22 protein-coding genes are annotated in these 26,417 nt (G+C 72.2%); 12 read left to right on the forward strand and 10 right to left on the reverse strand.

The genetic code is table 11. The annotated features are described in order from the left end of the window. Positions 1 to 2 precede the first annotated feature (2 nt). The gene (locus tag AC3X7R_RS06830; protein WP_489964820.1) at positions 3 to 2,045 is read right to left on the reverse strand and encodes a fumarate reductase/succinate dehydrogenase flavoprotein subunit; all 2,043 of its coding nucleotides are present in this window, start codon (positions 2,043 to 2,045) and stop codon (positions 3 to 5) included. A gap of 14 nt (positions 2,046 to 2,059) precedes the next feature. Then, positions 2,060 to 2,779 carry a succinate dehydrogenase cytochrome b subunit gene (locus AC3X7R_RS06835; RefSeq protein WP_489964821.1) on the reverse strand — a complete coding sequence of 240 codons (720 nt, stop codon included), beginning with the start codon at positions 2,777 to 2,779 and terminating at the stop codon, positions 2,060 to 2,062. Between the two features lie 157 nt (positions 2,780 to 2,936). Here AC3X7R_RS06835 and AC3X7R_RS06840 point away from each other — a divergent pair, with 157 nt between their 5' ends. From AC3X7R_RS06840 to AC3X7R_RS06885, 10 genes are all read left to right on the forward strand, one after another. Further along, complete coding sequence (locus AC3X7R_RS06840) at positions 2,937 to 4,712, forward strand: methylmalonyl-CoA mutase family protein (RefSeq protein ID WP_489964822.1); 1,776 nt, start codon at positions 2,937 to 2,939, stop codon at positions 4,710 to 4,712. Then, positions 4,709 to 6,868: a methylmalonyl-CoA mutase gene (gene scpA / locus AC3X7R_RS06845; RefSeq protein WP_489964823.1), complete on the forward strand. Its 2,160-nt coding sequence runs from the start codon at positions 4,709 to 4,711 to the stop codon at positions 6,866 to 6,868. The genes AC3X7R_RS06840 and scpA overlap by 4 nt, the downstream gene beginning before the upstream one ends. After that, positions 6,865 to 7,860 carry a methylmalonyl Co-A mutase-associated GTPase MeaB gene (gene meaB, locus AC3X7R_RS06850; RefSeq protein ID WP_489964824.1) on the forward strand — a complete coding sequence of 332 codons (996 nt, stop codon included), beginning with the start codon at positions 6,865 to 6,867 and terminating at the stop codon, positions 7,858 to 7,860. The genes scpA and meaB overlap by 4 nt, the downstream gene beginning before the upstream one ends. 28 nt (positions 7,861 to 7,888) lie before the next feature. Continuing rightward, positions 7,889 to 9,109, forward strand: a complete 1,221-nt coding sequence (locus AC3X7R_RS06855) for an amidohydrolase (RefSeq protein ID WP_489964825.1) — start codon at positions 7,889 to 7,891, stop codon at positions 9,107 to 9,109. Positions 9,110 to 9,227: 118 nt separating this feature from the next. Further along, the gene (locus AC3X7R_RS06860; protein WP_489964826.1) at positions 9,228 to 10,289 is read left to right on the forward strand and encodes a BMP family lipoprotein; all 1,062 of its coding nucleotides are present in this window, start codon (positions 9,228 to 9,230) and stop codon (positions 10,287 to 10,289) included. Positions 10,290 to 10,430: 141 nt separating this feature from the next. After that, positions 10,431 to 11,948 (forward strand): ABC transporter ATP-binding protein, encoded by a 1,518-nt coding sequence (locus AC3X7R_RS06865; protein ID WP_489964827.1) that lies wholly within the window; start codon positions 10,431 to 10,433, stop codon positions 11,946 to 11,948. Continuing rightward, positions 11,945 to 13,147, forward strand: a complete 1,203-nt coding sequence (locus tag AC3X7R_RS06870; protein ID WP_489964828.1) for an ABC transporter permease — start codon at positions 11,945 to 11,947, stop codon at positions 13,145 to 13,147. Before AC3X7R_RS06865 ends, AC3X7R_RS06870 begins: the two co-directional genes overlap by 4 nt. After that, entirely contained in the window at positions 13,144 to 14,445 is a 1,302-nt protein-coding gene (locus tag AC3X7R_RS06875; RefSeq protein ID WP_489964829.1) for an ABC transporter permease, read from the forward strand. Before AC3X7R_RS06870 ends, AC3X7R_RS06875 begins: the two co-directional genes overlap by 4 nt. A gap of 1 nt (position 14,446) precedes the next feature. Continuing rightward, positions 14,447 to 14,875, forward strand: a complete 429-nt coding sequence (locus AC3X7R_RS06880) for a cytidine deaminase (RefSeq protein WP_489964830.1) — start codon at positions 14,447 to 14,449, stop codon at positions 14,873 to 14,875. A 3-nt stretch (positions 14,876 to 14,878) separates the two neighbouring features. Further along, entirely contained in the window at positions 14,879 to 16,174 is a 1,296-nt protein-coding gene (locus tag AC3X7R_RS06885; RefSeq protein ID WP_489964831.1) for a thymidine phosphorylase, read from the forward strand. Between the two features lie 5 nt (positions 16,175 to 16,179). Here AC3X7R_RS06885 and AC3X7R_RS06890 read toward each other — a convergent pair whose 3' ends face one another. Beyond that, positions 16,180 to 16,632 carry a MaoC family dehydratase gene (locus AC3X7R_RS06890; protein WP_489964832.1) on the reverse strand — a complete coding sequence of 151 codons (453 nt, stop codon included), beginning with the start codon at positions 16,630 to 16,632 and terminating at the stop codon, positions 16,180 to 16,182. A gap of 21 nt (positions 16,633 to 16,653) precedes the next feature. On the opposite strand from AC3X7R_RS06890, the gene AC3X7R_RS06895 reads away from it, so the two are divergent. Beyond that, positions 16,654 to 17,745 carry an adenosine deaminase gene (locus tag AC3X7R_RS06895; RefSeq protein WP_489964833.1) on the forward strand — a complete coding sequence of 364 codons (1,092 nt, stop codon included), beginning with the start codon at positions 16,654 to 16,656 and terminating at the stop codon, positions 17,743 to 17,745. Here the strand turns inward: AC3X7R_RS06895 and AC3X7R_RS06900 are convergent. Beyond that, on the reverse strand, positions 17,678 to 18,298 hold the full coding sequence (locus AC3X7R_RS06900; RefSeq protein ID WP_489964834.1) for a hypothetical protein: 621 nt from the start codon (positions 18,296 to 18,298) through the stop codon (positions 17,678 to 17,680). The genes AC3X7R_RS06895 and AC3X7R_RS06900 overlap by 68 nt on opposite strands. 10 nt (positions 18,299 to 18,308) lie before the next feature. Then, positions 18,309 to 18,923, reverse strand: a complete 615-nt coding sequence (locus AC3X7R_RS06905; protein WP_489964835.1) for an ATP-binding protein — start codon at positions 18,921 to 18,923, stop codon at positions 18,309 to 18,311. 129 nt (positions 18,924 to 19,052) lie between these two features. Here AC3X7R_RS06905 and AC3X7R_RS06910 point away from each other — a divergent pair, with 129 nt between their 5' ends. Beyond that, positions 19,053 to 20,666: a VWA domain-containing protein gene (locus tag AC3X7R_RS06910; protein ID WP_489964836.1), complete on the forward strand. Its 1,614-nt coding sequence runs from the start codon at positions 19,053 to 19,055 to the stop codon at positions 20,664 to 20,666. Positions 20,667 to 20,692: 26 nt separating this feature from the next. On the opposite strand, the gene AC3X7R_RS06915 is transcribed toward AC3X7R_RS06910, so the two are convergent. The 5 genes from AC3X7R_RS06915 to tpx all read right to left on the reverse strand — a co-directional run bounded on the left by AC3X7R_RS06915 (position 20,693) and on the right by tpx (position 26,374). Beyond that, on the reverse strand, positions 20,693 to 21,577 hold the full coding sequence (locus tag AC3X7R_RS06915) for an aldehyde dehydrogenase family protein (RefSeq protein ID WP_489964837.1): 885 nt from the start codon (positions 21,575 to 21,577) through the stop codon (positions 20,693 to 20,695). Then, positions 21,574 to 23,052, reverse strand: coding sequence for an aldehyde dehydrogenase family protein (locus AC3X7R_RS06920; RefSeq protein ID WP_489964838.1), 1,479 nt, complete (start codon positions 23,050 to 23,052; stop codon positions 21,574 to 21,576). Before AC3X7R_RS06920 ends, AC3X7R_RS06915 begins: the two co-directional genes overlap by 4 nt. Positions 23,053 to 23,063: 11 nt before the next feature. After that, complete coding sequence (gene deoC, locus AC3X7R_RS06925) at positions 23,064 to 24,062, reverse strand: deoxyribose-phosphate aldolase (RefSeq protein WP_489964839.1); 999 nt, start codon at positions 24,060 to 24,062, stop codon at positions 23,064 to 23,066. A gap of 44 nt (positions 24,063 to 24,106) precedes the next feature. Continuing rightward, a complete protein-coding gene (locus tag AC3X7R_RS06930) occupies positions 24,107 to 25,765 on the reverse strand; it encodes a phospho-sugar mutase (RefSeq protein WP_489964840.1) in 1,659 nt (552 codons plus the stop codon). 111 nt (positions 25,766 to 25,876) lie between these two features. Continuing rightward, complete coding sequence (gene tpx, locus AC3X7R_RS06935) at positions 25,877 to 26,374, reverse strand: thiol peroxidase (RefSeq protein ID WP_489964841.1); 498 nt, start codon at positions 26,372 to 26,374, stop codon at positions 25,877 to 25,879. Between the last annotated feature and the right edge of the window lie 43 nt (positions 26,375 to 26,417).

The raw sequence follows: 26,417 nt of genomic DNA on the forward strand, positions 1-26,417 counted from the left end.
GCTCACTTGTAGCTCCGCTGCTTCATCTCGATGGCCGTGTAGATCAGGTCTTCCTTGTGCAGGACCGGCTGACCCTCGTCGCCGCCCCACTCCCAGGCCGCCACGTAGGCGAACTCCTCGTCGTGGCGCAGCGCCTCGCCGTCCTCGGTCTGGGACTCGGCACGGAAGTGGCCGCCGCAGGACTCGCGGCGGTTGAGGGCGTCGATGCACATGAGCTCGCCCAGCTCGATGAAGTCGGCCACCCGGCCGGCCTTCTCCAGGCTCTGGTTGAGGCTGTCCGCGGTGCCCAGGACCTTGAGGTTGGTCCAGAAGTCGGCCTTGAGCTCGCGGATCATGTCGATCGCCTTGCGCAGCCCCGCCTCGCTCCGCTCCATGCCGCAGTACTCCCACATGATGTTGCCCAGGGCCTTGTGGTAGCTGTCGGCGCTTCGGGTGCCGTTGATGGAGAGGAACTTCGCGATCCGTCCCTCCACCTCCTGGCGGGCGGCCACGACCTCGGGGTGGTCGTCGGAGATCTTCTCGAACGGCGCGTCCGCGAGGTAGTCGCGGATCGTGTTCGGGAGGACGAAGTAGCCGTCCGCCAGCCCCTGCATGAGCGCCGAGGCGCCGAGCCGGTTGGCCCCGTGGTCGGAGAAGTTGGCCTCGCCGGCGACGAAGAGCCCCGGCACGTTGGACTGCAGGTGGTAGTCGACCCACAGGCCACCCATCACGTAGTGCACCGCGGGGTAGATCCGCATCGGCGTCTCGTAGGGGTTCTCGCCGGTGATCCGGGCGTACATGTCGAAGAGGTTGTCGTACTTCTCCCGCACCGCGTCCTCGCCCAGACGGGCGATCGCCTCGGCGAAGTCGAGGTAGACGCCCCGACGGACCATGCGCTCGTTGCCGTCCTTGTCCACCTCGCGCACGGCGGGGCCGACGCCGCGGCCGTCGTCGCACATGTACTTGGCGGCGCGCGAGGCGATGTCACGGGGGACCAGGTTGCCGAACGCCGGGTAGATCCGCTCCAGGTAGTAGTCGCGGTCCTCCTCGGGGATGTCGCGCGGGTCCTTCTCGCAGTCCTCGACGTTCTTGGGGACCCAGATCCGGCCGTCGTTGCGCAGCGACTCCGACATCAGCGTCAGCTTGGACTGGTGGTCGCCGGAGACCGGGATGCAGGTCGGGTGGATCTGCGTGTAGCACGGGTTGGCCATGTAGGCGCCCTTGCGGTGGGCCCGCCAGGTCGCGGTGACGTTGGACCCCATCGCGTTGGTGGAGAGGTAGAAGACGTTGCCGTAGCCGCCGGAGGCGAGCACGACCGCGTCGGCGAGGTGGGTCTGGACCTCACCGGTCACCAGGTCGCGCGCCACGATGCCGCGGGCCTTGCCGTCGACCAGGACCAGCTCGAGCATCTCGTGGCGGGTGAACTGCTCGACGGTGCCGGCGGCCACCTGCCGCTCCATCGCCTGGTAGGCGCCGATCAGCAGCTGCTGGCCGGTCTGGCCACGGGCGTAGAAGGTGCGGGAGACCTGGACGCCGCCGAAGGAGCGGTTGTCGAGCAGGCCGCCGTACTCCCGGGCGAACGGGACGCCCTGGGCCACGCACTGGTCGATGATGTTGGCGCTGACCTCGGCGAGCCGGTAGACGTTGTTCTCACGGGCGCGGTAGTCGCCGCCCTTGACGGTGTCGTAGAAGAGACGGTGCGTGGAGTCGCCGTCCTCCTTGTAGTTCTTCGCGGCGTTGATGCCGCCCTGCGCGGCGATCGAGTGGGCCCGGCGCGGGGAGTCCTGGTAGCAGAAGGACTTCACGTGGTAGCCCGCCTCGCCCAGCGTGGCCGCGGCGGCGCCGCCGGCCAGGCCGGTGCCGACGATGATGATGCTCATCTTGCGGCGGTTGGCCGGGTTGACCAGGCGGTTCTCGAACTTGCGGTTGGTCCAGCGGTCCTTGATGGGACCGGTGGGGGCGACCGGGTCGACGAGCTTCTCGCCGAGCGTGTAGTAGCCGCGGGCGTCGTCGGAGACCTGCACCGGTGGCTGGTTGAGCTGGGTGGTTCCGTCCAGGAAAGCCATGGAGATGTGGGTCCTTACTTGGAGACGATGCCGAGGAGCACCGAGATCGGGACGAGCGCGAAGCCGCCGGCGATGACGATCGCCACGACCCAGCCGGCCGCCTTGGCCCGCGCCCGGGAGCGGGCGGTGTTGGTGAGGCCGAGGGTCTGCATGGCGCTCCAGGTGCCGTGGTGCAGGTGCAGGCCGAGCGCGACCATGGCCACCAGGTAGATGGCGGTCATCCACCACAGCTCGAAGGACTCGACCAGCAGGTTGTAGGGGTCGGCCGTGCCGGTCCCGTCGGGGTTGGGGTTGATCTTCCCGATGGTGAAGTTGAGCAGGTGCCAGACGAGGAAGACCAGGATCGTCACGCCGCCCCACCGCATGGTGCGCGAGGAGAGCGAGGAGCCGAGGTTCTTCTTCATCACGTACTTGGTGGTCCGCGCCCCGTGGGCGCGGCGGGCCAGCACGCTGGCCGCGTAGACGTGCGCGACGAGGGCCACGATCAGCAGCACGCGCATGGCCCACAGCAGGCCGTTCTCCGGGAGCATCGGCTCCCCGAAGACCTTGAGGTGGTGGGCGTACTCGTTGAACGAGTCGTGCCCCGCGAACACCTTGAGGTTGCCGTACATGTGAAGGACCAGGTAGCCGATGAAGACGAGGCCGCTGACGGCCATGGTGAGCTTCAGGGCGACGGTCGAGCGCGTGGAGCGTGACCCTTTGGCCAGGGTCCGCGTAGGAGTATGGGTTGCCACAAGAGGACAAACTACCGCGCCTGTACGCCGTGGCGGACCACCGCCTCCACGTCCGGGTGTGAGAAACCTCCGGTTACCGACGGGTCACCCCCGAGAGGGGTCCTGACATGCGACCAGGCGCGCGGCGCCGGCAGGGGTCCGGCCTATCCTGCGCAGCATGACCTCACCCCACGAGCGACTCGCGCTCTCCTCCGAGGCCGACGCCGCCACCGCCGCGGACTGGGAGCGGGCCACCGCGGCCGTGCTCCGCAAGTCCGGCCGGATGCGGGACGACGAGCCGGACGCCCTGGTCTGGCAGCGGCTCGGGCGCACCACGCTGGACGGCATCGTCGTCGACCCCATCGGCACCCCCGCCTCCCTCGACGGACTGACCACCTCGGGGAGGCCGGCCCGGGCCGGCGCCTGGGACGTCCGCACCCCGCTGGTGGGGGACGACGCCTCGGCGCTCAACGAGGCCGCCCTGGTCGACCTGGAGAACGGCGCCACCTCGCTGCTGCTGGCCCTGGGTGACGCCGAGGTGGACCTCGAGGCGACCCTGGCCGGAGTCCTGCTCGACCTCGCCCCGGTGACCCTCGACCGGCCCACCCCGGCGCAGGCCGCCGCGCTGGCCGACGTGCTGGAGGCGTGGGACGGCCCGGTCGCGGGCGGTGCCAACCTCTCCTTCGACCCGCAGACGCTCGACATGTTCGGCTCCGCGGAGTCCGAGGAGGGCAGCGAGCCGATCGAGCACCTGGTGCCACTCGCCCGACGGGCCTGGCAGCTCGGGATCCTGGGTCTCGTCGTCGATGGCACCGCGCTCCACGACAAGGGGGCCAGCGACGCCCAGGAGCTCGGCTGGTCGATGGCGGTCGGCGTCCACTACCTCCGCGTGCTGACCGAGGCCGGCATGCCGGTCGAGGAGGCGGCCCGGGTCATCGAGTTCCGCTACGCGGCGACCGACGAGCAGTTCCCGACGATCGCGAAGCTCCGCGCCGCCCGCCGGCTGTGGGCCCGGGTCCTGGAGGCCTCCGGCGCCCGCGACGTGGCGCAGCGCCAGCACGCGGTCACCAGTCGTCCGATGATGACGCGGTTCGACCCGTGGGTGAACATGCTCCGCACCACGGTCGCGGCGTTCGCCGCCGGGGTGGGCGGGGCCGACGCGGTCACCGTCGTCCCGTTCGACGAGCCCCTGGGCCGCCCCGACGCCTTCGGTCGCCGGATCGCGCGCAACACCTCCTCGCTGCTGATCGAGGAGTCCCACCTCGCCGTGGTCGCCGACCCGGCCGGCGGCTCCTACGCGGTGGAACGGCTCACCGACGACCTGGCCGTGGCCGGGTGGGCCGAGCTCGGCCGCATCGAGGCCGCCGGCGGGGTCCAGTCGCTGGAGGCCCGCCAGGGCGTGGCCGACCGGGTGGTCGCGACCGCCGCGGAGCGCGACGCCCAGGTGGCCGACCGCTCCCGCCCGATTACCGGGCTCTCGGAGTTCCCCCACCTCGCCGAGGTGCTGCCGCAGCGTGAGCCCGCGCCGAGCCACGGGGTCCGCTCCTACGGCTGGGCCTTCGAGGCGCTGCGCACCGAGCCGGCGAGCACCCCCGTCTTCCTGGCCACCATGGGTCCCATCGCGGCCCACACCGCCCGCGCCACCTTCGCCACCAACCTGCTGGCCGCGGGGGGTGTCGCGGTCGAGGTCGCGGGGCCGACGGACGGTGTGGACGGGCTGCTCGCCGCCTACTCCGGCCAGCCGGTGGTCTGCCTGGCCGGCACCGACAAGGCGTACGCGGAGTGGGGCGCCGACGCGGTCGCCGCGCTGCGCGCCGCGGGTGCCTCCTACGTCGTGCTCGCCGGCAGGCCCGGCGAGAAGATCAACATGACCGAGGACACGGTGGACGACTCCGCCGCCATGGGCGTGGACGCGCTGGCGTTCCTGACCCGGATCCGGGAGGCACTGGCATGACCGTTCCGAGCAACTTCTCCGAGATCGACCTGGCCGCCGCAGGCGAGCGGCCGGCGACGCCGCGCACCGAGGGCGAGGGGTGGCTGGCGCCCGAGGGCGTCCAGGTGCTGCCGGTCTACGGCCCCGAGCACCTCGAGGGCCTCGACGCCCTGGACACCTGGCCGGGTCTGAGCCCGTTCCTGCGCGGGCCCTACCCGACCATGTACACCACCCAGCCGTGGACGGTGCGCCAGTACGCCGGGTTCTCCACCGCGGAGGAGTCCAACGCCTTCTACCGCCGCAACCTGGCGGCCGGCCAGAAGGGCCTCAGCGTCGCCTTCGACCTGGCCACCCACCGCGGCTATGACTCCGACCACCCGCGGGTGCGCGGCGACGTGGGCATGGCGGGCGTGGCGATCGACTCCATCTACGACACCCGCACCCTCTTCGACGGCATCCCGCTGGACCAGATGTCGGTCTCGATGACGATGAACGGCGCGGTGCTGCCGGTGCTGGCGCTCTACATCGTGGCGGCCGAGGAGCAGGGGGTGAAGCCGGAGGAGCTCACGGGGACCATCCAGAACGACATCCTCAAGGAGTTCATGGTCCGCAACACCTACATCTACCCGCCGCTGCCGAGCATGCGGATCATCAGCGACATCTTCTCCTTCACCTCCCAGCGGATGCCGCGCTTCAACTCGATCTCCATCTCCGGCTACCACATGCAGGAGGCGGGGGCGACCGCCGACCTCGAGCTGGCCTACACGCTGGCCGACGGGGTGGAGTACATCCGCGCCGGCCTCGACGCCGGGCTCGACATCGACCACTTCGCGCCGCGGCTGTCGTTCTTCTGGGCGATCGGGATGAACTTCTTCATGGAGGTCGCCAAGATGCGCGCCGCCCGCGCCCTGTGGGCGCGCCTGGTGCGCCAGTTCGACCCGAAGAACCCCAAGTCGCTCTCGCTGCGCACGCACAGCCAGACCAGCGGCTGGTCGCTGACCGCCCAGGACGTCTTCAACAACGTCCAGCGCACCGCGGTCGAGGCGATGGCCGCCACCCAGGGCCACACCCAGTCGCTGCACACCAACGCCCTCGACGAGGCGATCGCGCTGCCGACCGACTTCTCGGCCCGCATCGCCCGCAACACCCAGCTGCTGCTGCAGCAGGAGTCGCGGACCACCGAGGTGATCGACCCCTGGGGCGGCTCGTACTACGTGGAGAAGCTGACCCACGACCTCGCGGAGCGCGCCTGGGCCCACATCCAGGAGGCGGAGGCCGCGGGCGGCATGGCCAAGGCCATCGAGCAGGGGATCCCCAAGATGCGCATCGAGGAGGCGGCCGCCCGCACCCAGGCGCGGATCGACTCCGGGGCGCAGAAGGTGATCGGCGTCAACACCTTCCGCCTCGCCGACGAGGACCCGCTGGACGTGCTCCGGGTCGACAACGACGAGGTCTACCGGCAGCAGATCGCCAAGCTGGAGCGGCTCCGCGCCGAGCGGGACGACGACGAGGTCCGGCGGACCCTCGACGCGCTCACCGCCTCGGCGGAGCGCGGTGACGACGGCGGGAGCCTCGACGGCAACCTCCTCAGCCTCGCCGTCGACGCGGCCCGTGCCAAGGCGACCGTCGGTGAGATCTCCGACGCCCTGGAGAAGGTCTACGGCAGGCACCAGGCGGTCATCCGTACGATCAGCGGCGTGTACCGGGACGAGGCGAGCGGCGGCGAGGACTCGCGGGTCGAGCAGGTGCTCGCCGCGACCGCGGAGTTCGAGGAGGCGGAGGGCCGGCGGCCCCGCATCCTGGTGGCCAAGATGGGCCAGGACGGCCACGACCGCGGCCAGAAGGTGGTGGTCACCGCCTTCGCCGACCTCGGCTTCGACGTCGACGTGGGCCCGCTCTTCTCCACGCCCGAGGAGGTGGCCCAGCAGGCGGTCGACGCAGACGTGCACATCGTCGGGGTCTCCTCGCTGGCGGCGGGCCACCTCACCCTGCTGCCCGCGCTGAAGAAGGCGCTCGCCGAGCTGGGGCGCCCCGACGTCATGGTCGTCATCGGCGGGGTCATCCCGCCCGACGACGTGGCGACGCTCAAGGAGATGGGTGCCGCCGAGGTCTTCCTCCCCGGCACCGTCATCGCCGAGAGCGCGCTCGGCCTGCTGGCCAGGCTCCGCGAGCAGTGAGCCCGGCCCCGCCGGTCGACGTCGCCGAGCTGGTCGCCGGCGTCCGTGAGGGACGCCGCGCGGCCGTCTCGCGCGCCATCACCCTGGTGGAGTCGTCCCGGGCCGACCACCGGGCGGCCGCCCGCGAGCTGCTCGCCGAGCTGACCCCGGTCGCGGGCGTCGGCTCGCCCGCGGTGCGGGTGGGGATCTCCGGCGTGCCCGGGGTCGGCAAGTCCACCTTCATCGAGGCGCTCGGCACCCACCTCACCGGCGAGGGCCGCCGGGTCGGGGTCCTCGCCGTGGACCCCTCCTCCGTGCGGACCGGCGGCTCCGTGCTGGGGGACAAGACCCGGATGGCCAGGCTGGCGGTGGACCCGCGGGCCTACATCCGGCCGTCGCCGTCCGCCGGCACGCTCGGGGGCGTGGCCCGGGCGACGAGCCAGGCGATGACGGTGCTCGAGGCCGCCGGCCACGACGTCGTCCTGGTGGAGACGGTCGGGGTCGGCCAGTCCGAGATCACCGTCTCCCGGATGGTCGACACCTTCCTCTTCCTCACCATCGCCCGCACCGGGGACCAGCTGCAGGGGATCAAGAAGGGGATCCTGGAGATCGCCGACGTGGTCGCCGTCAACAAGGCCGACGAGGACCGCGAGGCGGAGGCCCGGGTCGCCGCGCGCGAGCTGGCCGGGGCGCTGCGCCTGGTCAGGGGCCACCACGAGTGGGCGCCTCCGGTCGTGACCTGCTCCGGGCTGACCGGGACCGGGGTCGCCGACGTCTGGGCCAGGGTGCTCTCCCACCGCGACCACCTCGCCGGCGAGGGCCTCGCGGCGAAGCGCGCCGGTCAGCAGCTGGAGTTCACCTGGGCGCTCGTGCTCGAGGAGCTCGAGCACCGGCTGCGGCGCTCCCCGGCGGTGGACGCGGTGCGCGAGGAGATCAAGGCGGAGGTGCTGGCGGGCCGGATGGCGGCCCCCGAGGCGGCCGACCGGGTTCTCGCCGCCTATGACCGGGACTGACCGCGACGGCAACTACCCTGGAGTGACCATGAGTGAACGGACCTCCAGCGCCTCCACCCCGCTCGCCTCCTCCGTCGTGACCGAGGTGGTGACGAAGTACGCCGACCAGATGGTCGAGCTCCGCCGCGACCTGCACGCGCACCCGGAGCTCTCGTGGGCCGAGACCCGGACGACCGACGTGGTGGTCGACCTGCTCGCGGGCAGCGGGTGGCGGACGCGGCGGGTCGCCGGGGGAGGCGTGCTCGCCGAGATCGGGAGCGACGGTCCGCGGGTGGCGCTGCGGGCCGACCTGGACGCGCTGCCGGTCGAGGACAGGATCAAGGACCCGTGGGTCAGCACCGTGCCGGGCGTCGCCCACGCGTGTGGCCACGACGTGCACATCGCCGGCCTGGTGGGGGCGGCGCTGGCGCTCGAGGAGGTCCACTCCCGCGGGCTGCTCGAGGGGCAGGTCCGGCTCGTCTTCCAGCCGGCCGAGGAGGTCATGCCCGGCGGTGCGCTGCACCTGATCGAGGCCGGCGCCCTGGAGGGGGTCGACCAGATCTTCGGGCTGCACTGCGACCCCAGCCTCGACGTCGGCCGGGTGGGGCTGCGGGTGGGTCCGCTGACCGGCGCCGCGGACGCCCTCAGCGTCCGGGTCTCCGGCAAGGGCGGCCACACCTCCCGGCCGCACCTGACCGAGGACCTCACCTTCGCCCTCGGCAAGCTGCTCACCGAGCTGCCGGCGATCCTGTCGCGCCGGCTCGACCCGCGGGCGGGCGCGAGCGTGGTCTGGGGACGCGTCCACGCCGGCTCCGCGCACAACGTGATCCCGGGGGTGGGGGAGCTGGCCGGCACGGTGCGGATGCTCGACGCCGTGGCGTGGGCCGACGCCGAGCACCTGGTCCGGACCCTGGTCAGCCAGATCGTGGCCCCCTACGGCGTGACCGCGGAGGTCTCCTACCAGCGCGGGGTGCCGCCGGTCGTCAACGGCGCCGCCTCCACCGCGGTGCTGGCCACCGCGGTGGAGACCGTCCTGGGCGACCGCGGGCACGTGCCGACCAGCCAGAGCCTGGGCGGCGAGGACTTCGGGTGGTACCTGGACCGGGTCCCCGGCGCCATGGGACGGCTGGGCACCCGGACCCCCGGGGGGCCGACGTACGACCTCCACCAGGGGAACCTGCGGATCGACGAGGGCGCCGTGACGATCGCGGCGCGGGTGCTGGCCGAGGCGGCGGTGGTCGCCCTGGGGCGGTCCCGGAGCCGGGCCTGAGCCCACTAGGTCACCCTCCGGTAACGAAGGGGGGTGCGACACCTCGCCTTCCGCTTCCCGGTATTACTGTGATGCCGAAATGCGCCCCGAGCGCCAGGAACAAAGATCAGGAGGCGCCGTGAAGAAGACGGCCCGTATCGCCGCAGTGGTCAGCATCGCTGCGCTCACCCTCGCCGGTTGTGGCGAGCGTTCCAGTGACGAGGCAGACGACGCGAGCACGCCCTCGTCGTCCCCGTCGCCCACGGCCGAGCAGGTCGACTTCAAGGCGTGCATGGTCTCCGACTCGGGCGGCTTCGACGACAAGTCCTTCAACCAGACCTCCTACGACGGCATGGAGAGCGCCGCCACCAACCTGGGCGTCCAGACCGGTGAGGTCGAGTCCCAGTCCGACAGCGAGTACGGCGACAACATCGCCGCGCTCGTCTCCGAGGGCTGCGACTCCATCACCACCGTGGGCTTCCTGCTCGGCGACGCCACGCTGGCGGCCGCGAAGAAGAACAAGGACGTCGACTTCTCGATCGTCGACTTCGCCTACGAGAAGGCGCCCAAGAACGTCAAGGGCCTGACCTTCAACGCCAACGAGAACTCCTTCCTCGCCGGCTACCTCGCCGCGGCGACCTCCGAGACCGGCACCGTCGGCACCCTCGGCGGCATGAACATCCCCACCGTGACCATCTTCATGGAGGGCTTCCGCCAGGGCATCGAGAAGTACAACGAGGACGAGGGCGCCGACGTCAAGCTCCTCGGCTGGGACGGCAAGTCCGGCTCGTTCACCGACGACTTCGAGGACAAGACCAAGGGTCAGGCGATCGCCGAGCAGATGATCGGCCAGGGCGCGGACATCATCTTCCCGGTCGCCGGTCCGGCCGGTCTGGGCGCGCTCCAGGCCGCCAAGGACGCCGACGTCCACGCGATCTGGGTCGACACCGACGGCTGCGTCTCGGCCGCCGAGTACTGCGACGTCCTCCTGACCTCCGTGGTCAAGGGGATGGACGTCGCCGTCGAGGGGGCCATCGAGGCCTCGCTCAACGACGAGTTCAGCAACGAGGTCTACGTCGGCACCCTGGAGAACGGCGGCGTCTCGCTGGCCGAGCTCTCCGACGACGTCGACCCCGAGGTGGCCGACAAGATCGCCGAGCTGGAGGAGCAGATCATCTCCGGCGAGCTCGAGGTCAAGTGACCCCGAAGGTCTGACAGCAATTCCCGGCGCCGGGGTGGGGCACGCTCCCCACTCCGGCGTCGGTGTTCCAGGGTCGATCCGCCGCCCGCACCGGGCCGGGTCGCGGACGAGGCGTCCGACATCGACGTCGAGAGGATTCCAGTGAGGCTCGAGATCCAGGGGCTGACCAAGCGGTTCGGCTCCTTCACGGCCAACGACCGCATCGACCTGACCATCGAGCCCGGCGAGATCCACTGCCTGCTGGGCGAGAACGGCGCAGGCAAGTCGACGCTCATGAACATGCTCTACGGGCTGCTGGACCCGACCGAGGGGCAGATCCTCGTCGACGGCGAGCCGGTCTCCTTCGCCTCCCCGCGGGACGCGATCGCCGCGGGCATCGGCATGGTCCACCAGCACTTCATGCTCGTCCCGGTCTTCACCGTCGCCGAGAACGTGATGCTGGGCCGGGAGCACACCCGGCTCGGCGTCCTCAACCGGGCCAAGGCGGCGCAGACGGTGCGCGAGCTCTCGGAGCGCTACAACCTGGCGGTCGACCCCGACGCCCTGATCGAGGACCTCCCCGTCGGCGTGCAGCAGCGGGTGGAGATCATCAAGGCCCTCTCGCACGACGCCAAGGTGCTGATCCTCGACGAGCCCACCGCGGTGCTGACGCCGCAGGAGATCGACGAGCTGATGACCATCATGCGTGCGCTCAAGGAGCAGGGCACCTCGATCGTCTTCATCACCCACAAGCTGCGCGAGGTCAAGGCCGTCGGGGACAGGATCAGCGTGATCCGCCGCGGCAAGGTCGTCGGCACCGCCCCGCCCACCGCCTCGGAGACCGAGCTGGCCGAGATGATGGTCGGCCGCGCGGTCCAGCTCGTGGTCGACAAGGAGCCACCCCGCTCCGGCGCCGAGGTCCTCTCGGTGGAGAACCTCACGGTCGTCGACCCGCGGGGCCACCAGGTGCTCAAGGACGTCTCCCTCGCGGCGCGAGGCGGTGAGGTCCTGGGCATCGCGGGCGTGCAGGGCAACGGGCAGACCGAGCTGGTCAAGGCGCTGCTCGGCCTGATCCGCCCCGACGCCGGCGTCATCCGGCTCGACGGCGAGGACATCACCCGGCACGGTCCCCGGGAGAGCCTCGACGCCGGCATCGGCTACGTCCCCGAGGACCGCTCCCACGACGGCTACGTGGGCGACTTCAGCGTCCGGGAGAACCTGGTCCTCGACCTCTACCGGAGCGAGGAGTTCTCCCGCGGGCCGGCCCTGCGGCTGGACGCGATGGCGAAGAACGCCGACAAGCGGATCGAGGAGTTCGACATCCGCACGGAGGGGCCCGAGACCCCGGTCAGCTCGCTGTCGGGCGGCAACCAGCAGAAGGTCGTGGTCGCCCGGGAGTTCTCCCGGCCGCTGAAGGTGCTCGTCGCCGCCCAGCCCACCCGTGGGGTCGACGTCGGCTCGATCGAGTTCATCCACAAGCGCATCGTCGCCGAGCGCGACCACGGCACCGCCGTGGTGATCGTCTCGACCGAGCTCGACGAGATCTACGCCCTCTCGGACCGGATCGCAGTGATGTACGACGGGCGGGTGGTCGCGGTCGTCGGACCCGACACGCCGCGCGAGGAGATCGGCCTGCTGATGGCAGGGGCCGGCACGGAGAGCACCGAGGTGAAGGCATGAGCCCGCAGAGCCCCGTCACGGGGACCGACCCCAAGCCGGAGGAGGCGCAGCCCACCCGCGCCGTCCTGCACAAGCCGGTGAGCTGGTTGCCGACCCTGGTCGAGACGGCCGTCGCCATCGTGGTGGCGCTCGTCATCGGCGCCCTGCTGGTGGTGCTCAGCGACGAGGACGCGATCGAGTCGCTGCCCTACCTCTTCACCTACCCCGCCGACTTCCTCAGCGCCTCGTGGGACGCCGTCTGGTCCTCCTACTCCGCGCTCGTCAAGGGCTCGGTGGGCAGCCCCGGCCGGCTGGGCACCACGCTGGAGCGGTCGGCCCCGCTGATCTGCGCCGGCCTCGGCGTCTCGCTGGCCTTCCGGGCCGGCCTCTTCAACATCGGCGCGACCGGCCAGATGGTCTTCGGCTTCCTGGCCGCCGGCTACGTCGGCTTCACCTGGGACCTGCCGCCGGTGCTGCACATGCTGGTGGCCTTGGTGGCCGGCGTCGCCGCGGGCGGGCTCTACGGCGGGCTGGTCGGCTTCCTCAAGGCCCGCACCGGCGCCCACGAGGTCATCACCACCATCATGTTCAACTACCTCGCGGCGTCGATCCTGCTCTACGCGCTCAGCAAGGACGCGTTCCAGCGTCCGGGCAGCGACAACACCCAGTCGCCGCCGGTGGCTGACTCGGCGGCGTTCGGGTCGGTCTCCGACATCCACCTCGGCGTGCTGCTGGCCTTCCTGGCCGCGCTGGGCGTCTGGTGGGTGCTGGAGCGGAGCACGCTGGGCTTCGAGCTGCGGGCCGTCGGGGCCAACCCCGACGCCTCGCGCACGGCCGGCATGAACGTGGCGAAGGTCTTCACCGTCGCGATGCTGCTGGCCGGCGCCCTGTCGGGCCTCGCGGCGACGATGCAGGTGCTCGGCGACCAGTCCTCGCTGAGCCCGACCCTGGCCGGCGCCATCGGCTTCGACGCGATCACCGTCGCGCTGCTGGGCCGGGCCACCCCGCTGGGCACGGTGCTCGCGGGCCTGCTCTTCGGCGCCCTGAGCGTGGGCGGCGTCGCGATGCAGGCCTCGGCCGGCACGCCCAAGGAGCTCGCGCAGGTGCTCCAGGCGCTGATCGTGTTGTTCGTCGCGGCACCTGCGCTGGTCCGCGGCCTGACCCGGATGAGGACCAGCGGGTCCGGGTCCACCGTGCAGGCGAAGGGATGGGGCGGATGAGCACCGCGACCGCAGTGAGCGACACCGGCACCGTCGAGGTGCGCGACCGTGCCGACGTCCGGCGCCAGATCAAGCTGGTCGTCGTCTACGCACTGGTCCTGGCCGCCCTGGTGGCCTTCGCGCTGACCACGAAGGACGCCACCGTCTGGTACACCCTCGAGGATCGGGTCAACCGCAAGGAGCACCCGCCGGTGGAGGCCAACGGGTTCTTCATCCTGTGGCCGGCCGTCGTCGTCGCGGCCGTCGCCGTGGTGCTCGCCGCCCTCAACCGGGTCCCGAGGAACTGGGTCGGGATCGTGGTGCACCTTGCCGTCGGCGCCGCCTTCTTCGGCGGCTTCCTGGTGTGGGTCTACGCCGACCAGACCAGCGCCGGCTCCATCGTGATGACCAACCCGATGCCGGGCACCGTCCGCCTGGCGACCCCGCTGGTCTTCGGTGCCCTCGCCGGGGTGCTCTGCGAGCGCGCGGGCGTCATCAACATCGCCATCGAGGGTCAGTTCCTGATGGGCGCGTTCTTCGCGGCGGTCGCCTCGTCGCTGGCCTACAGCGCCGAGATGGGCCTGGTCGGTGCCGTCCTCGCAGGCGTCGGGATGGCCGCCCTGCTCGGCGTCTTCGCGATGCGCTACCTGGTCAACCAGGTGGTCCTCGGCGTGGTGCTGATCGCCCTGGCCACCGGGCTGTCGAGCTTCCTGCTCAGCCAGATCCCGAGCGACCCGGAGGTCAAGCAGTACCTCAACGAGCCGCTGATCCTGCCGCGGATCGAGATCCCGGTGCTCAGCGAGATCCCGGTCCTGGGGTCGACCCTCTTCAACCAGTCGCTGCTGGTCTACCTGATGTACCTCTCGGTCGTCCTGGTCAGCTGGCTGCTCTTCCAGACCCGCTGGGGCCTTCGGGTGCGCAGCGTGGGGGAGCACCCGAAGGCGGCGGACACGGTCGGCATCAAGGTCAACCGGGTCCGGTGGCAGGCCGTGCTGCTGGGCGGTGCCCTGGCGGGACTGGGCGGCGCCTACTTCACGGTGGGCTCGACCGGCTCCTTCGACAACGGCGCCTCGGCCGGCAACGGCTTCATCGCCCTGGCCGCGGTGATCATGGGCCGCTGGCACCCGGTCTTCGCCTCGCTCGCGGCGCTCTTCTTCGGCTTCATGTGGACCCTGCAGGCCCAGCTGGCCTTCCTGGACAAGATCCCGGGCGAGCTGCTCCGGGCCTCGCCCTACCTGGCCACGGTGATCGCGGTGGCCGGCTTCGTCGGACGGGTCCGCCCACCGGCGGCCGACGGCGAGCCCTACGTGAAGAGCTGACGTGGCGCTCGAGTCGCGGGAGTGGACCCAGGACGACTGGGAGGAGCTGGCGCGGGCGGCGGCGGAGGTCGCCCACCGTGCCTACGCGCCCTACAGCAGGTACCGGGTGGGTGCGGCCGCGCGCGCCGAGGGCCCCGACGGGAGCGTGCGGGTGCTGGTGGGCTGCAACGTCGAGAACGCCGCCTACGGCGTGACGCTCTGCGCCGAGTGCGGGCTGGTCTCCCAGCTGCACGCCACCGGGGGCGGGGTGCTGACCCACTTCGTCTGCGTGGACGGGACCGGCGCGGTGATCATGCCGTGCGGGCGCTGCCGCCAGCTGCTCTTCGAGCACGGTGGGCGCGACCTGCTGCTGTGGACGGTCTCCGGCATCCGCCGGATGGACCAGGTACTGCCCGACGCGTTCGGGCCCGACGACCTGAAGGATGTGTGAGACGTGGCCCACTCGGAGGCCGAGCACGACGCTGTCGAGGTGATCACCGCCAAGCGGGAGCGCCAGGAGCTCAGCGACAGCCAGATCGACTGGGTCATCGGGGCCTACACCCGCGGTGACGTTGCCGACGAGCAGATGGCCGCCCTCGCGATGGCCATCTACCTCAACGGCATGGAGCGACGCGAGATCGCCCGCTGGACCCGGGCGATGATCGCTTCGGGCGAGCGGATGGACTTCTCCGGGCTCTCACGCCCCACCGCGGACAAGCACTCCACCGGGGGAGTGGGGGACAAGATCACCCTCCCGCTGGCGCCGCTGGTGGCCTCCTGCGGCGTGGCGGTGCCCCAGCTGTCGGGCCGGGGGCTGGGCCACACCGGTGGCACCCTCGACAAGCTGGAGTCGATCCCGGGTTGGCGTGCCTCGTTGTCCAACGCGGAGATCATGGCCCAGCTGGAGTCGGTGGGCGCGGTCATCTGTGCCGCGGGCGACGGCCTGGCGCCGGCCGACAAGAAGCTCTACGCCCTGCGCGACGTCACGGGGACCGTCGAGGCGATCCCGCTGATCGCCTCCTCGATCATGAGCAAGAAGATCGCCGAGGGCACCGGCGCGCTGGTGCTCGACGTGAAGGTCGGCACGGGCGCCTTCATGAAGGACCTCGACCGGGCGCGCGAGCTGGCCCACACCATGGTGGCGCTCGGCCAGGACGCCGGGGTCCACACGGTGGCCCTCCTCACCGACATGTCCACGCCGCTCGGCCTGACCGCGGGCAACGCGATCGAGGTCGCCGAGTCCGTCGAGGTGCTGGCCGGTGGAGGGCCCGCCGACGTGGTGGAGCTGACCGTGGCGCTGGCCCGCGAGATGCTGGCCGGGGCAGGGGTGACCGACGTCGACCCCGCCGACAAGCTCGCCGACGGGTCCGCCATGGACGTGTGGCGCGCGATGGTGCGCGCCCAGGACGGCGACCCCGACGCCGCCCTGCCCACCGCGCGGGAGTCCCACGTGGTGACCGCCCCGGCCACCGGCGTGCTGACCCGGCTCGACGCCATGGCCGTCGGCATGGCCGCCTGGCGGCTCGGGGCCGGCCGGGCCCGCAAGGAGGACCCGGTGCAGGCGGGTGCCGGCGTGGTGTGGCACGCCCGGCCCGGCGACCGCGTGGCCGCCGGCGACCCGCTCTTCACCCTGCTCACCGACGACTCCGCGCGCTTCGACCGGGCGCTCGCCTCCCTGGAGGGCGGCTACGACCTCGTCGACACCACGTCGTACGTCCCCGGCGACCTGGTCATCGACCGGATCGGCTGAGCCGGCTACGGCAGGAGCAGGACCACGGTCTCGGCGACGCAGGCCGGCTTCGGCTCGTCCTCGATCTCGATCGTGTGCTTCAGGGTCATCTGGAGCCCTGCCGGCAGCTCGAGGCAGTCGCCCATCGTGATGTGCAGGCGGATCCGCTTCCCGACCCGCAACGGCGCCGGGAACCGCACCTTGTTGACGCCGTAGTTGAGCTTCGCCCCCGGGGTGTCCAGGGCGAAGATGTCGGTGCCGAGCATGGGGATGAGCGAGAGGGTGAGGTAGCCGTGGGCGATGGTGCCGCCGAAGGGCCCCTCGGCCGCACGGTCGACGTCCACGTGGATCCACTGGTGGTCGCCGGTCGCCTCGGCGAACTGGTCGACCCGGGCCTGGTCGACGGTCAGCCACTCGCTGGTGCCGAGCTGCTCCCCGGTGGCGGCCGTGATCTCCTCGAGCGTGGTGAAGGTGCGCATGGATGAAAGGATAAGGACGTGATGACTCCGAACCGCGACCAGGTCCGCCGTGCCCCCAAGGTTGTGCTCCACGACCACCTCGACGGTGGGCTGCGCCCAGCCACCATCCTGGAGCTGGCCGAGGGGATCGGCCACCCCCTTCCGGCGTCCGACGCGGAGACGCTCGGCCGGTGGTTCACGGAGTCGGCCGCCTCCGGCAGCCTGGAGCGCTACCTGGAGACCTTCGACCACACGGTCGCGGTGATGCAGACCGCCGCGGCGCTGCGCCGGGTCGCCGCCGAGTTCGTGGAGGACCTGGTGGCCGACGGCGTCGTCTACGCCGAGGTGCGCTACGCCCCGGAGCAGCACGTGGAGGGCGGGCTGTCGCTCGACGAGGTCGTGGCGGCGGTGCAGCAGGGCTTCGACGAGGCGAGCGCGGCCGCCGGCGGGCGGATCGTGGTGCGCCAGCTCCTCACCGCGATGCGGCACCAGGCGCGGTCGCGGGAGATCGCCGAGCTGGCGGTGGCCTGGCGCGACCGCGGCGTGGCGGGCTTCGACATCGCCGGCGCCGAGGCCGGCTACCCGCCCACCCGGCACCTGGACGCCTTCGAGTACCTGCAGCGGGAGAACAGCCACTTCACCATCCACGCCGGCGAGGCCTTCGGGCTGCCCTCGATCTGGCAGGCGATCCAGTGGTGCGGCGCGGACCGGCTCGGCCACGGCGTCCGCATCGTCGACGACATCGAGGTCGCCGAGGACGGCACCGCGCGGCTGGGCCGGCTCGCCGCCTACGTGCGCGACAGCCGGATCCCGCTGGAGATGTGCCCCACCTCCAACGTGCAGACCGGCGCGGCCACCTCCATCGCCGAGCACCCGATCGGGCTGCTCACCCGCCTGCGGTTCCGGGTCACCGTCAACACCGACAACCGGCTGATGAGCGGCACCACGATGACCGAGGAGATGGTCCGGCTGGTGGAGGCGTTCGGCTACGGCTTCGACGACCTGCAGTGGTTCACCCTCAACGCGATGAAGTCGGCGTTCCTCCCCTTCGACCAGCGGCTGGAGATCATCGAGCGGGTGGTGAAGCCGGGCTACGCGGCGCTGGCGCGGGAGGCAGGTCCGGCAGCACCGTGAACCACGGCACCGGCCAGGTGGTGGCGATCCGCCCGGCCAGGAACGCCTCGCGACGGATCCTCACCCGGCGTCCGGGGGCGGGGTCGAAGGCGGTCAGCAGCTCACCGGGCGCGTCGGCCTCCAGGGCCAGGACCACGTGCCGCGGCAGCGCGCGGCCACCCACGTAGAGGGCCACCGGCCAGCCCTGCGCCAGCGCCGCGCGGAGCTCCTCCCACCGGCGGGCGCGTCGCCAGGGCCACACCGGCCGGACCCGGTGCCGGACGCCGCTCCGCCCGCCGAGCTGGCGGGCCACCGCCCACGGCGGCGTGCCCACCGCTCGGCTCCAGGGCGGCTGGACCCGGCCCACCACGTCCACCGCGCCGGTCACCCGGCGGTGCATCGCCAGCACCTCCTCGCGCACCCGGGAGTCGCCGCCGAGGATGAGACGGCGGGCGTAGCGCTCGTTGCGGAGGACCTCGGCGACCACCAGCACCGTCGCGCCGCAGGAGCGGCCGTCGGGCTGCCGCAGCGGCCGCGACAGCAGCTCTCGCGCCCAGGCTCCCGGCGCCGCCATCAGGCCGCCATCAGGACGCCGAGGGTGCCCCGGCCATGATCCGCCGGATCTCGGCGTACCCCTCGTCACCGGTCACCGGCCGGCACCCGCGGGCCACCGCGTGGTCCACCACCCGGCGCTGGTCGCGCAGCAGGGCGAGACCGCGGCGCAGCAGCACCGCCGGCGGCTTGCGGTGCTCGCGGAGGTCCCGGAGCAGCCGGCGCCAGAAGGTGAGCCAGCGCTGCTGCCGCACGCAGTAGGCGCCGGCCAGCATGCCGCGGGCGTCGCACGGCGGCACCGCCTCGGCGGCGAAGATCCCCTCGGCCACGAAGAACCGGTGCTCGCCCAGGTCGAGCTCGCGACGCCCGATCACCCTGCTCTGGGGGATGGAGTAGTCCGGCACCTCGGTCCGCCCGTGGCGGCAGAGCGCGTCGAGCGCGGCCAGGGCCTCCTCCAGGTGCCACGAGGCCGGGTCGTCCCAGTCCACGAGACCGGCGTTGGCGCCGTGGGCGATGCGGGGCAGGTCGGGGTCGGTGCCCGGTCGGTAGAAGTCGTCGAGCCTCAGCACCGGGAGTCCCAGGCGCTCGGCGAGACGGGACTTGCCGGCTCCCGAGGGGCCGGCGAGGACGATCACTCGGGCACGCACGTCGGCCATTGTGCCCGACGGCTCCGCCGGGCCTGCCCGCGGATTGCCCCGAACAGCCTTACTAGGGGGTAGACGAACCGTATCCTCTACCCACACTGTTGTGCACAAGCTGGTGGAGGGAGCACACCGATGGGTTCTGGACGCCATGCCCACGCGGAGAAGACGGCCGGTGGCGTGCCCTCGGCCGTGCCCGTGGTGGTGCTGATCGCGGTCCTGGCCGTCGTCGCGTGGCTCTTCCTCCGCCCCCAGGGCCCGGAAGGGGCCGCCGCCGAGGACTGCGAGTCGGGGGAGACGGTGGTGCTCAGCGTGGCCCCCGCCATGGAGGGGCCGGTCGAGCAGGCGATCATCGCGCTCAAGCAGCAGGAGGCGTGCTTCCCGGTGGAGCTGCGGGCCGAGAGCCCGGCGGCCGTCGAGGACTCCCTCTTCAGCGGCGGCCGTCCGCAGCTGTGGGTCGCGGACTCACCGGCCCGGGTGGCCGGCCTCGCCGCGGTCGGGGTCGAGGCGAGCACCATCAGCGACTCCCTGGCCAGCACCCCCGTGGCGTTGGCGGCGGGGCCGTCGGTCGCGCGTCCCGCCTCCTGGGTGGAGGCCATGGAGTCGGGCCGGCTGCTGCTCTCGAACCCGGAGACCGACAGCGCGTCGGCGCTCGCGATCGTCGCTCCCTCGCTGGAGCGCTCCGCCACCAAGGCCGCCGCCGAGCGCACCGAGGCCGCCGTGGTCACCGCGGCACAGGCCTACGGCGTGCGCGCCACCTCCGGCGAGGCCGAGGACGTCGCCCTCGACCGCATCAGCACCACCTTCAGCCAGCTGATCCCCGTCACCGAGCAGGATCTCCTCGCCTCCGGCGCGAGCGTGCCCGACCTGCAGGTGGTCACGCCCGAGACCGGGGCTCCGCTGCTCACCTTCCCGCTGGTCAAGACGGACGGCGGCGCGAAGGTCGACGGGATCGGCACCGCGCTGGGCGAGTGGTTCGGCTCGCCCGCGGGCCAGGCCACCCTCTCCGCGGCCGGGCTGCGCGCCGCCGGCGGCGCCCCGGTCGAGGGCCGCGGCCTCGGGGAGGTCACCCTCTTCAAGGAGGTGCCCAGCCAGCTCTTCAACGAGGCGCTCGGAGCCTGGCGGGTGCTCAGCGTCCCCTCCAGCCTGCTGGCCGTCTTCGACGCGTCCGGGTCGATGGACTTCCCCGCCGGGGACGGCCAGACCCGGATGGACCTCGCGGTCGACGCGGCGCTGACCGCCCTCGACGTCTTCCCGGGGCACGCTCGGATCGGCATGTGGGCGTTCTCCATCGAGCAGGGCGGCCCCGGCCAGGACTGGCGCGAGCTGGCCCCGATGCGCCGCCTCAACGACACCACCCAGGGCCAGTCCCACGTCGACTACCTGCGCGTCCGGGTCCCCTCCTTGAAGGGCATCACCCAGGGCGGCACCGGGCTCTACGACACGGTCGTGGCGGCGTACCAGAAGGCGGTGCGCGCCTACGACGAGAACTTCTTCAACGCCGTGATCCTGCTGAGCGACGGCGCGAACGAGGACCCTGGCTCGCTGCGGCTCAGCCAGGTGCTCTCGCGCCTGGAGAGCCTCAGGGACCCGGACCGCCCGGTGCGCATCATCTCGGTCGGCATCAGCGGTGACGCGGACATGCCCGCCCTGACGAAGATCTCCGAGGTCACCGGAGGTGAGGCCTACCAGGCACGCGACCCCCGCGACATCCTCGACGTCTTCACCGAGGCGCTCATGTCGCGGTGAGGTCCGCGCCCCTCGGGGGGCAGGCCTCAGCGACCGATCGGGTGCCAGACCGTCTTGGTCTCGAGGAACGCGGTCATCCGCCCCAGCCCCGGGTCGGCCTGCCAGTCGGGCTCCGCGGCCGGTGCGCGGAGCACGCGCTTGAGGTTCTCCGCAGCCGACGCCTCGTAGGCGGTCGCGGCGTCCGCGTCGCCCGCGGCCCCGGTCAGGTCGATCGCGTTGACGTCCATGTGCTCGGCCAGCCACGGGGCGGTGGCCGAGGTCGGCCCGGTCAGGATGTTGACCACGCCGCCCGGCACGTCGGAGGTGGCCAGCACCTCGGCCAGCGTGACCGCGGGCAGGGGGCGCTCCTCGGAGGCGAGCACCACGGCCGTGTTGCCGGTGACCACGACGGGTGCGAGCACCGAGACCAGGCCGAGCAGCGAGGAGCGCTGCGGCGCGATCACCGCGACCACTCCGGTCGGCTCCGGGGAGGAGAGGTTGAAGTAGGGCCCCGCCACCGGGTTGGCCGACCCGACGACCTGGGTGATCTTGTCGGCCCACCCGGCGTACCAGACCATCCGGTCGACCGCCTCCTCGACGACCTGCGTCGCCGGGCGCGCGCCCAGGCCCTCGGACTGGCGGACGACCTCGACCAGCTGCGGTCGCCGGTCCTCCATGATCTCCGCGACCCGGTAGAGGATCTGCGCGCGGTTGTACGCCGTCCTGGCGGACCAGCCGCCGAACGCCTTGCGGGCCGCCTGCACGGCGTCCCGGGCGTCCTTGCGGGAGGCCATCGCCGCGTTGGCCACGAAGTCGCCCTTCGCGTCGTTGACCACGTAGGAGTAGCCCGACTCCGAGCGCGGGAACGCGCCGCCGATGTAGAGCTTCCAGGTCTTGCGCACCGCTGCGCGGGTGGGAGGCGTGGTGCTCACTTGAGGTATCCCTCCAGTCCGTGGCGGCCGCCCTCGCGGCCGTAGCCCGACTCCTTGTAGCCGCCGAACGGCGAGGTGGGGTCGAACTTGTTGAACGTGTTGGCCCAGACGACGCCCGCCCGGAGCTGGTTGGCCATCCAGAGGATGCGGGACCCCTTCTCGGTCCAGACCCCGGCGGAGAGACCGAACGGCGTGTTGTTGGCCTTCTCGACCGCCTCGGTGGGCGTGCGGAAGGTCAGCACCGAGAGGACCGGTCCGAAGATCTCCTCCCGAGCGATCCGGTGGGCCTGCGAGACGCCGGTGAAGATGGTCGGGGGGAACCAGAAGCCCCGGTCGGGGAGCTCGCACGGCGGGGACCAGCGGCCCGCGCCCTCCGCGGTGCCGACCTCGTCCTCGCCCACCGCCGCCAGCTCGCGGATGCGGGCCAGCTGCTCGGCGGAGTTGATGGCGCCCACGTCGGTGTTCTTGTCGAGCGGGTCACCGACGCGCAGGGTGGCCATCCGTCGCTTGAGCCGGTCGAGCACCTCCTCGGCCACGCTCTCCTGGACCAGGAGGCGCGAGCCGGCGCAGCAGACATGACCCTGGTTGAAGAAGATCCCGGTCACGATCCCCTCGATCGCCTGGTCGACGGGCGCGTCCTCGAAGACGATGTTGGCGGCCTTGCCGCCGAGCTCGAGGGTCACCTTCTTGTCGGTGCCGGCCACGGTGCGGGCGATCCGCCGCCCGACCTCGGTGGACCCGGTGAAGGCGACCTTGTCGACGTCCGGGTGGGCCACCAGGGCCTGCCCGGTGGCGCCGGCTCCGGTGACGATGTTGACGACCCCCGCCGGCAGGTCGGCCTGCTGGCAGATCTCGGCGAAGAGGAGGGCGGTCAGCGGGGTGGTCTCGGCAGGCTTGAGCACCACCGTGCTGCCGGCCGCCAGCGCCGGGGCGATCTTCCAGGCCAGCATCAGCAGCGGGAAGTTCCACGGGATCACCTGCGCGGCCACGCCGAGCGGGCGGGGGTCGCGGTCGCCGGGGACGGCGTACTCGAGCTTGTCGGCCCAGCCGGCGTAGTAGAAGAAGTGCGCGGCGGCTGTGGGGACGTCGACGTCCCGGCTCTCCTTGATCGGCTTGCCGTTGTCCAGCGACTCCAGCACCGCGATCTCCCGGGCGCGCTCCTGGATGATCCGGGCGATCCGGTAGAGGTACTTGGCCCGCTCCCGGCCGCTCATCCGCGACCAGACCTTGGTGTAGGCCTTGCGGGCGGCCCGTACCGCGAGGTCCACGTCGGCGTCGTCTGCCTCGGCGACCTCGGCGAGCACCTCCTCGGTGGCCGGGTTGACCGTCTTGAACGACTGCCCCCGCCCGGCGACGAAGTCACCGTCGACGAAGAGGCCGTAGGAGGAACGGATGTCGACGATCGCCCGGGACTCCGGGGCGGGGGCGTAGTCGAAGAGGGGAGCCGCGGGGCTCGACTCGGGAACCTTGACCATGCTCTGCTTCCTCAGTCCAGGGTGAAGTAGTCGGGGCCGGAGTACCGGCCGGTGGTCATCTTGGTGCGCTGCATCAGCAGGTCGTTGAGGAGCGTGGAGGCGCCGAAGCGGAACCAGTCGGGGTCGAGCCAGTCCTGGCCGCAGACCTCGTTGACCATCACCAGGTACTTGATGGCGTCCTTCGCGGTGCGGATGCCGCCGGCGGGCTTGACCCCGACCATCCGGCCGGTCTGCTCACGGAAGTCGCGGACGGCCTCGAGCATCACCAGCGTCACCGGCAGCGTCGCGGCGGGCTGCACCTTGCCGGTGGAGGTCTTGATGAAGTCGCCCCCGGCCATCATGGCCAGCCAGCTGGCCCGGCGCACGTTGTCGTAGGTCTGCAGCTCGCCGGTCTCGAAGATCACCTTCAGGTGGGCGGCCCCGCCGTCGGGACGCGCGCACGCCTCGCGGACCGCCACGATCTCCTCGAAGACCTGGAGGTAGCGCCCGGTCAGGAAGGCGCCGCGGTCGATGACCATGTCGATCTCGTCGGCGCCCGCCTCGACCGCGTCGCGGGTGTCGGCCAGCTTGACGTCGAGGGCCGCGCGACCGCTGGGGAAGGCGGTGGCGACCGCGGCGACGTGGACGCCGGAGTCGCCCAGGGTCTGCTTGGCCGTGGCCACCATGTCGGGATAGACGCAGACCGCCGCGGCGGCCGGGCAGGAGGGGTCGGCCGGGTCGGGACGCATCGCCTTGGAGGCCAGGGCACGCACCTTGCCGGGCGTGTCCATCCCCTCCAGCGTGGTCAGGTCGACCATCCGGATCGCCAGGTCGAGGGCCTGGGCCTTGGCGGTGGTCTTGATCGACCGGGTGCCGAGACCCGCGGCACGGGCCTCGCAGCCGACCTGGTCGACCCCGGGCAGTCCGTGGAGGAAGCGGCGCAGGGAGGCGTCGGAGGCGGTGACGTCGCCGAAGGTGGCGGCGAGGTCTGCTCCGGCCGTGCCTGCACTCGAGGCAGAAAGGGCTGTCACTCCGACAGCATAGGCGCGGCACGGCGCAGGACGACAACCGCGCGTCAGAGGCCGGCGGCGGCCCTCACGTCGTTCTTGAGGGCGTCGAGGCGGCCCGCGGCGGAGATGCGGGCGGCGTCCACGCCGTCCTCGGGCGAGACCGGGACGACCACCTCGAGGTAGCACTTGACCTTCGGCTCGGTCCCCGACGGACGCACGATCACCCGGGCCCCCTCGGCCAGGGTGTAGCGCAGTCCGTCGGTGGGCGGCAGCGCGGCGGAGCCCTCGGCGAGGTCCTCGACCCGCTCGACGGCCAGGCCGCCCAGCGAGCTCGGGGGAGCGGAGCGGAGCCGCGTCATCGCCGCCTCGATCCCCGCCGTGTCGGTGAAGCGCACCGAGAGCTGGTCGGTGGCGTGCAGCCCGTGCCTGGCGGCGATGTCGTCGAGCAGGTCGCCGAGGGTGCGGCCCTCGGCCTTGGCGGTCGCCGCGACCTCGCAGAGCAGGAGCAGCGCCGAGACGCCGTCCTTGTCCCGCACGTGCTCGGGGTCGACGCAGTAGCCGAGGGCCTCCTCGTAGCCGAAGGCGAGGCCCTCGAGCCGGCCGATCCACTTGAAGCCGGTCAGCGTCTCGGCGTGCGGCTGCCCGGCCGCCGCCGCCATCTTGGCCAGCAGGGAGGAGGAGACGATCGAGGTGGCGTAGACGCCGTGGTGGCCGCGGTCGAGGAGGTGCTGGGCGAGCAGGGCGCCGACCTCGTCGCCCCGCAGCATCCGCCAGCCGTGCGGTCCCTCGATCGCGGCGGCGCACCGGTCGGCGTCGGGGTCGTTGGCCACCACCAGGTCGGCGCGGCGCTCGCGAGCCAGCGCCAGGGCGAGGTCCATCGCCCCGGGCTCCTCGGGGTTGGGGAAGGCCACGGTGGGGAAGTCGGGGTCCGGCTGCTCCTGCTGCTCCACCACGTGGAGGGTGGAGAAGCCCGCGGTCTCCAGCACCTGGGTGACCGAGGCGCCGCCGACCCCGTGCAGCGGCGTGTAGACGATCTCCAGGTCGCGGGGGCCGTCGGCGACCAGGCCGGCGGTCGTGTCGAGGTAGCGGTCGATGAGCTCCTCGCCGACGAGGGTCCCGGGGCCGCCCCGGGGGATGTCGGCGACCGGCCCGACGGCGGCGATCCGCTCCGCGATCCCGGTGTCGGCGGGCGGCACGATCTGGCTGCCGTCGCCGAGGTAGACCTTGTAGCCGTTGTCCTGAGGGGGGTTGTGGCTGGCGGTCACCATGACGCCCGCCACGCAGCCGAGCTCGCGGATGGCGTAGGCGAGCAGCGGCGTCGGGAGGGGGCGGGGCATCACGAAGGCCCGGAACCCGGCGCCGGTCATCACCTCGGCGGTGTCGCGGGCGAAGACCTCGCTGTTGTGTCGCGCGTCGTAGCCGATCACCACGGACGCCTCGCCGGTGACGCCCTGGTCCCGCAGGTAGGCGGCGAGTCCGGCGGCCGCGCGCAGCACCACGATCCGGTTCATCCGGTTGGGCCCGGCGCCGAGCGCGCCGCGCAGTCCGGCGGTCCCGAACTCCAGGGGGCCGCGGAAGCGGTCGGCCAGGTCGGCCGCGTCGCTGCCGGCCTCCACCTGGGCGATGACCGCCTCCAGCTCGGCGCGGGTGACGTCGTCCGGATCCTCGGCGGCCCAGGCGCGGGCGAGGTCGAGCAGGCGTGCGGTGGGGGCGTCAGACGTCATGGCGGCACGGTAGCGCGGCGGGTCGCGGCGCGTGCGAGCCGCGGGTTGTTCCCCGGCCTCGCCCAGGGGCGGAGGAGCCGCCTGGGCGAGCCGGGTGGAGGTCGAGCAGGGTCAGGAGAGCGCGGCGAGCGCGGCGTCGTAGTCCGGCTCGGTGGTGATCTCGTTGACCAGCTGGGTGTAGGCGACCTTGCCGTCGGCGTCGAGGACCACCACGGCGCGGGCCAGCAGGCCGGCCATCGGGCCGTCGGTGAGCGTGACGCCGTAGTCCTCGCCGAAGCTGGAGCGGAACGCCGAGCCGACCTTCACCTGGTCGATGCCCTCGGCGCCGCAGAACCGGGCCTGCGCGAAGGGCAGGTCCTTCGACACGTTGACGACGGTGGTGTTCTCCAGGCCCCCTGCCAGCTCGTTGAACTTCCTGACGCTCGCCGCGCAGATCCCGGTGTCGACGCTGGGGAAGATGTTGAGGACGACGCGGGTGCCCTGGGTGTCGGCCTGGGTCAGCTGGGAGAGTCCCTCGCCGACCAGGTCCCATCCCGGAGCGGAGCTGCCGACGGCCGGCAGCTCGCCGACGGTGTGGACGGTGTTGCCCTTGAGTGCAGTGGTAGCCATGGACCATTCCTACACCGGGACCGCAACCGCCGGTCGGCGGGTC

The organism is Nocardioides sp. Z22_16, from assembly GCF_058134365.1.